Raw genomic sequence first — 5,865 nt, 5'->3', positions numbered from 1 at the left:
ACCCTTTTGCTTTTAGATAAGCAGACCTTAGGATTATCTTTAAATAATGTTAAAATTTTTATTTGCGGGAATGGCTGATACGAATTGGTTTGACTTGCTTTTTTAATTTTTTTTATATTACCTTTAATAAATAAAAATGCTGAAAAGTCATCACTACCCAAGGAAATAAAATGCATCCTATCTCTTCGGCCTCTATTGAAAGCTTGCCTAATGAATTGCTACTCCCTATCTTAGAGGCTTGCGCAGCTCCTTCCTTATTTAGCGTCTGTAGAAGATGGCGTCATTTGCTAGCTACTGAAGTCATGCCTTCTCTTTATAAAAAAATAGCCCAGCTTCATTTTCCCAGAGGGAGTGCCAGTACCAAGCAAACTCTTCTGTTAGCTGAAGTTTATCAACTCAATCCTGTACTTACCTTTACTGAAAAAGTTTATCAAGTTTTTAAACAAGTTTTTACCTTAGCTAAATCTATTTCTCCTTTGGAATTTAAAGAGAAAACAAAAGAAAAAAGAGGCTTAACCCTGGCTAATTACTCTTCTTATCTCTTAAATATTAATCGCCTTTTGCTTTGGAAAAAACTTCCTGGTGGGGAAGAATACTTGAGCCGAGAAGAAATTAAGCACTTGCCTCTAGAGAAAAAAGGAGTGCTTCTTAGAGATTGGATTGAAGAAAATTGTAAAGACTTAACTTTTCTAAATTTATCTAATGCAGGCTTGACTTATTTACCCTCAGAAATATGCCAGCTATCTCAGCTGCGATGGCTTTACTTAAATCAAAACCAGCTCACCAGTCTGCCTGGAGAAATTGGGCAACTGTTTCAGCTGCAAAGACTGGAATTAAACCAAAACCAGCTTGCCAATCTTCCTAATGAGATAGGGCATTTATTTCAGCTGCGAACCCTTGACTTAAATCAAAACCAACTCACCGCTCTGCCTACAGAAATTGGGCAGCTGTCTCAGCTGCAAAGGCTTTACTTAAACCAAAACCAGCTCACCAGTCTGCATGGAGAAATCGGGCAGCTGTCTCAGCTGAAAGAGCTTGACTTAAACCAAAACCAGCTCATCAGTCTGCCTGGGGAAATCGGGCAATTGTTTCAGCTGCTAGCGCTTTACTTAAATCAAAACCAGCTCACCAACCTTCCTGTAGAAATCGGGCAACTGTTTCAGTTGCAAAGGCTCAAGTTAAGCCAAAACCAGCTCACCAGCCTTCCTGCAGAAATCGGGCAGCTGTCTCAGCTGAAAGAGCTTGATTTAAGAGAAAACCAGCTCACCAACCTGCCTGCAGAAATTGGGCAGCTGTCTGAGCTGCTATGGCTTTACTTAAACCAAAACCAGCTCACCGCTCTGCCTGCAGAAATCGGGCGGCTGTCTCAGCTGCAAACGCTTGAATTAGCGGAAAATCCTTTGAAAGATATTGCAGAAAAAATAAGGCAGCGTTTTCAATTGTAGAATGGCCATAAGTAATTTTTAAATTGAGGTGAGCTGAAATGAAATAAAAAACTTTTAGCCATCTTATCTTTAAACAAGTCATCCGCTTTCCTTCCGGCAACTTAAGTAAGCTTAAGCTAACCTATACATTTATAATGACAAGAAATTTCTCTCTTTTTCTGCAGATTGCTAGGCTGTGAGGACAGCCTTTCTTAACAGAGAGAAGCTAGGCGTTTTGTGAGTTGTTTTTCCTTGATAAGGATACAAATTCGTTTGATTTGCTTTTTTAATTTTTTTATATTGCCTTTAGTAAATAAAATGCTGAAAAGTCATCACTACCCAAGGAAATAAAATGCATCCTATCTCTTCAGTTTCCATTGAAAGCTTGCCCAATGAATTGCTGCTCCCTATCTTAGAGGCTTGCGCAGCTCCTTCCTTATTTGGCGTCTGTAAAAGATGGCATCATTTGCTGGCTTCTGAAGTGATGCCTTCTCTTTATAAACAAATAGGTAAAGAACATGTTTCCCAAGAGGATATTAACAAGCAGGCTTTTATCTTAGATAGGATTTATAAGCTAGAAAGTAGACTTTCTGAAACAGCAAAGGTAAATGCAATCTTTAGGCAAATCTTTACTTTAGCTAGTTCTCTTTCTCCTCTAGATTTTAAATGGGAGTCTGAAGAAAAAAAATATTTTACTTTAGCTAACTACTCCTTTTATCTGCTGAATATTAATCGCTTTTTGCTTTGGAAAAAACTTCCTGGAGGGGAAGAATACTTGAGCCAAGAAGAAATTAAGCACTTGCCTCTAGAAAAAAAAGGAGAGCTTCTTAGAGATTGGATTGCAGAAAATTGTGGAAATATCGTGGATTTAGATTTATCTAGAATAGGCTTGACTTATTTACCCCCAGAAATATGCCAGTTATCTCAGCTGCGAACGCTTTACTTAAACAAGAACCAGCTCATCAGCCTGCCTGCAGAAATCGGGCAATTGTCTCAGCTGCAAGGGCTTGAGTTAAATCAAAACCAACTCACCGCTCTGCCTACAGAAATTGGGCAACTGTCTAAGCTGCAAGGGCTTTACTTAAACAAGAACCAGCTCATCAGCCTGCCTGCGGAAATCGGGCGGTTGCCTCGGCTGCAAAGGCTTGAATTAAACCAAAACCAGCTTGCCAGCCTGCCTGCAGAAATCGGACAGCTACCCCAGCTAAAAGGGCTTTACTTAAAGCAAAACCAGCTCACCGTTCTGCCTGCAGAAATCGGGCAGCTGTCTAAGCTGCAAAAGCTTGATTTAAGCCATAATCAGCTCACCAGTCTGCCTGCAGGAATCGGGCAATTGTCTCAGCTCACCAAGCTTGAATTAGCGGAAAATCCTTTGAAAGATATTGCAGAAAAAATAAGGCGGCGTTTTCGATTGCGGATTGACCATAAGTAATTTTTAAATTGGGAGGGGCTAAAATAAAATAAAAACTTTTAGCCACCTTATCTTTAAAGAGGTCATCCGCTTTCCTTCCCACAACTAAGCAAGCTTAAGCTAACCTACACATTTATAATGACAAAAAGTTTCTCTCTTTTTCTGCAGATTGCTAGGCTGGAAAAACAACCTTTCTTGACAGGGAGAAGCTAGGCGTATTATATTCCATCATTCGATAGAAGAATTAAAACATTGCACCAAAAAGAGCCATTTTCTCAAATAAGGCAAAGAATCAGTCTCCTTCTTTTAGGCAAACCAAAATTGCCGCGTCACTTACTCTCCAAAACCTGTGGCTGCTTTTGAATGCTTGGAGGGCCTCCACCCTTTCTTTGGATCTATTTGAAAAAAAAGCGTAGTAGATTATTTGTGAGTTGTTTTTCCTTGATAAAGATACGAATTCGTTGATAAGGATACGAATTCGTTGATAAGGATACGAATTCGTTTGACTTGCTTTTTTAATTTTTTTTATATTGCCTTTAATAAATAAAATGCTGAAAAAGTTATCACTACCCAAGGAAATAAAATGCATCCTATCTCTTCGGCATCTATTGAAAGCTTGCCCAATGAATTGCTGCTCCCTATCTTTAGAGGCTTGCGCAGCACCTTCCTTATTTAGCGTCTGTAAAAGATGGCATCATCTGCTGGCTTCTGAAGTAATGCCTTCTCTTTATAAACAAATAGGTAAAGTACATGTTTCTCAAGGGGATATTAACAAGCAGGCTTTTATTTTAGATAGAATTTATAAGCTAGAAAATAGACTTTCTGAAGGAGAAAAAGCTAGGACAATCTTCAAGGAGGCCTTTACTCTAGCTAAATCCCTTGCTCCTGCGGAGCTAGAATTTAAATGGAAAACCCAGGAAAAAAGGTGTTTTACATTGGCTAACTATGCCTCTTATCTTATAAATATTAATCGTCTGTTAATGTGGAAAGCACTGCCTGGTGGAGGGGCATACTTAAGTCAAGGAAAAATTAAGTATTTACCTTTAGAAAAACAAGGGGAGCTTCTTAGAGGTTGGATTGAAGAAAATTGTAAAAACTTCACGAATTTAGATTTATCTAGAGTAGGCTTGACTTATTTACCCCCAGAAATATGCCAGTTATCTAAGCTGCAAGTGCTTAGCTTAAGATTCAACCAGCTTACCAGCCTTCCTGCAGAAATCGGGCAGCTGTCTGAGGTACAAGTGCTTGACTTAAGAGAAAACCAGCTTACCGCACTGCCTACAGAAATAGGTCAATTGTCTCAGCTGCAATATCTTTACTTAAATCAAAACCAGCTTACCAGTTTTCCTGCAGAAATATGCCAGTTATCTCAGCTACAATTGCTTGATTTAAGCCAAAACCAGCTTACCAGTTTTCCTGCAGAAATATGCCAGTTATCTCAGCTACAATTGCTTGATTTAAGCCAAAACCAGCTTACCAGCCTTCCTGCAGAAATCGGACAGCTGTCTCAGCTGGTACGACTTGTATTAAATCAAAATCAGCTCACCAGCCTGCCTGCAAAAATCGGGCAGCTATATCAGCTGCAAGAGCTTGATTTAAGAGAAAACCAGCTCACCAACCTGCCTGCAGAAATCGGGCAGCTGTCTGAGCTGCTATGGCTTTACTTAAACCAAAACCAGCTCACCAGCCTTCCTGCAGAAATCGGGCAGCTGTCTCAGCTGCAAACGCTTAAATTAGCGGCAAATCCTTTAAAAGATATCGACAAAAAAATAAGGCAGCGTTTTCGATTGTAGAATGGTCGTAAGTACTTTTTAAATTGGGGTGAGCTATAATGAAATAAAACTTTTAGCCATCTTATCTTTAAAGATGCAATTCGCTTTTCTTCCCGCAACTAGGCAAGCTTAAACTAACCTACACATTATAACGACAAGAAGCTTTTCTCTTTTTCTGCAGAGTGTTTTATGGCTGGGAGAACAACTTTTCTTAACAGGAAGAAACTGGCGTATTGTATTCCATCATTCGATAAAAGAATTAAAACATTGCGCCAAAAAGAGCCGTTTTTCTCAAATAAGGCAAAGAATCAATCTCATTCTTTTAGCCAAACCAAAATTGCCGCGTCACTTAATCCTCAAAACCTGTGGCTGCTCCTAAATGCTTGGAAGGCCCCCCTCCTTTCTTTAAATCTATCTGGAAAAAAAGTGCCAGTGGTAGATCATCAAGGAGCTGTTTTTTATTATGAGGGTACGAATTCGTTTGACTGGCTTTTTTAATTTTTTATTTTGTCTTTAAAAAATAAAAATGCTGAAAAAGTTATTACTACCCAAGGAAATAAAATGCATCCTATCTCTTCAGTCTCCATTGAAAGCTTACCCAATGAATTGCTACTCCCTATCTTAGAGGCTTGCGCAGTTCCTTCCTTATTAAGCGTCTGTAAAAGATGGCATCATCTGCTGGCTTCTAAAGTGATGCCTTCTCTTTATAAAAAAATAGCCCAGCTTCATTTTCCCAGAGGGAGTGCCAGTACCAAGCAAACTCTTCTGTTAGCTGAAGTTTATCAACTCAATCCTGGCCTTACCTCTGCTGAAAAAGTTTATCAAGTTTTTAAACAAGTTTTTACCTTAGCTAAATCCATTTCTCCTTTGGAATTTAAAGAGAAAACAGAAGAAAAAAGGGGATTAACGCTGGCTAACTACTCTTCTTATCTCTTAAATGTTAATCGCCTTTTATTTTGGAAAAAACTTCCTGGTGGGGAAGAATACTTGAGCCGAGAAGAAATTAAGCACTTACCTCTAGAGAAAAAAGGAGAGCTTCTTAGAGATTGGATTGAAGAAAATTGTAAAAACATCACGACTTTAGATTTATCTAGAGCAGGCTTGACTTATTTACCCTCAGAAATAGGCCAATTGTCTCAGCTGCAGATCCTTGACTTAAATCAAAACCAGTTCACCGCAAGAGGCTCGCATGATATAGCTCGTGAAGGAAAAGCAATTCACATGGTTAGTGCCTTTGCAGCAGAGAATAAGCTAATAC

4 protein-coding genes are annotated in these 5,865 nt (G+C 39.0%); all 4 read left to right on the top strand.

What is annotated here, in order from left to right:
- Positions 1-170 precede the first annotated feature (170 nt).
- A complete protein-coding gene (locus tag NEOC95_RS01815) occupies positions 171-1,445 on the top strand; it encodes an F-box/LRR-repeat protein (protein ID WP_213151151.1) in 1,275 nt (424 codons plus the stop codon).
- Positions 1,446-1,776: 331 nt separating this feature from the next.
- Positions 1,777-2,856 carry a leucine-rich repeat domain-containing protein gene (locus NEOC95_RS01810; RefSeq protein WP_213151149.1) on the top strand — a complete coding sequence of 360 codons (1,080 nt, stop codon included), beginning with the start codon at positions 1,777-1,779 and terminating at the stop codon, positions 2,854-2,856.
- 602 nt (positions 2,857-3,458) lie between these two features.
- Entirely contained in the window at positions 3,459-4,628 is a 1,170-nt protein-coding gene (locus NEOC95_RS01805; RefSeq protein ID WP_213151147.1) for a leucine-rich repeat domain-containing protein, read from the top strand.
- 540 nt (positions 4,629-5,168) lie between these two features.
- Positions 5,169-5,865, top strand: a 697-nt coding sequence (locus tag NEOC95_RS01800; protein WP_213151145.1) for an F-box protein, incomplete at its 3' end; no start/stop codon positions are given.

The sequence above is a fragment of the Neochlamydia sp. AcF95 genome (assembly GCF_018342455.1).
Classification (GTDB): domain Bacteria; phylum Chlamydiota; class Chlamydiia; order Chlamydiales; family Parachlamydiaceae; genus Neochlamydia.
This window is presented reverse-complemented; position numbering and strand designations above follow the sequence as displayed.

Excerpts from the sequence above, each read along its gene's own strand:
- NEOC95_RS01805 (WP_213151147.1), top strand. The coding sequence starts at position 3,459 with ATGAATTGCTGCTCCCTATCTTTAGAGGCTTGCGCAGCACCTTCCTTA.
- NEOC95_RS01810 (WP_213151149.1), top strand. The coding sequence starts at position 1,777 with ATGCATCCTATCTCTTCAGTTTCCATTGAAAGCTTGCCCAATGAATTG.
- NEOC95_RS01815 (WP_213151151.1), top strand. The coding sequence starts at position 171 with ATGCATCCTATCTCTTCGGCCTCTATTGAAAGCTTGCCTAATGAATTG.